Below are 1,055 nucleotides of genomic sequence, written 5' to 3'. Positions count from 1 at the left end.
TTTTAGAGCGTTTCCCTGCCTGATTGAATCGGCAGGCTTTGCAAATCAGTCACTTTCTGATTCAAGCTATCTGCCGATGGAGGTCGGCAGATATGTCGCGAGCCCTTTCCATTGATCTTCGCATACGTGTAGTTGCTGCCGTTGATGGCGGTGCATCGCATCGAGAGGCTGCTGAGCGTTTCGGTGTAAGCGCAGCCAGCGTTAGCCGTTGGCGTAACCTTCAACTCCAGCAGGGAAATGTTCGACCCGGTCCACTGGGCGGCGACCGCAATTCTCACAAGACAGAAGCTCATGCTGATCAGATCATGATCTGGCTCGCCGAACACAGGGACGGTACTCTCTTCGAACTTCGCAGTGATTTGGCCGCCCAAGGCATCATAATCAGCAAGTCGGCACTGCACCGCTTTCTTGTCCGGCACGAACAAACGCGTAAAAAAAGACTGGCCATGCTGTAGAGCAAAGCCGTCTAGACGTTCTGGAAAAGCGGCAATGCTGGTTCGAGAAGCAACTTGATCTCGATCCAGAGCGGCTCGTGTTCATCGATGAGACCTGGACAGCGACCAATATGGCCCGTAGTCATGGGCGATGCCGCAAGGGTGAGCGGTTGCGAATGGGTTTTCCTCACGGCCATCGCAAAACGACCACGTTGGTTGCGGGGCTGCGCAACACGGGAATGGTCGCGCCACTTGTCATCGACGGCCCCATCAACGGTGATTGGTTCGAGGCGTATGTCGCTCAGGTGTTGGTTCCAACATTGAAACCAGGTGATATTGTCATCCTCGATAATCTGTCCAGCCACAAACGACCGGCAGCAAGAGAATTGATCGAGGCGGTCGGCGCGACAATGATGTTCCTTCCACCTTACAGTCCAGACTTCAACCCGATCGAAAAGGCCTTCTCCAAGCTGAAGGCGCTTTTACGAAAGGCTGCCGAGAGAACAGTCAATGGGCTCTGGGACCGCATCGGTAAGATGGTTGAACTCATCGAACCGCAAGAGGCTCAGAATTACTTCAACTCGTGCGGATATGATCCAACTTGAAAGGGAAACGCTCTAA

The 1,055-nt window shown here is 53.6% G+C and carries 1 protein-coding gene; it reads left to right on the top strand.

Annotated features, from left to right (window positions below):
• Positions 1 to 92 precede the first annotated feature (92 nt).
• Positions 93 to 1,039, top strand: a protein-coding gene (locus tag OPR82_RS22695; RefSeq protein ID WP_265987233.1) for an IS630 family transposase whose coding sequence is annotated in 2 segments (ribosomal slippage) — positions 93 to 432 and positions 432 to 1,039 — 948 coding nt in all. Because the reading frame shifts where the segments join, the coding sequence is not laid out codon by codon here.
• The last annotated feature ends 16 nt before the right edge of the window (positions 1,040 to 1,055 follow it).

Origin of the sequence: Ochrobactrum chromiisoli (assembly GCF_026241335.1) — a bacterium.
GTDB classification, from domain to species: Bacteria; Pseudomonadota; Alphaproteobacteria; order Rhizobiales; family Rhizobiaceae; genus Brucella; species Brucella chromiisoli.
This window is presented reverse-complemented; position numbering and strand designations above follow the sequence as displayed.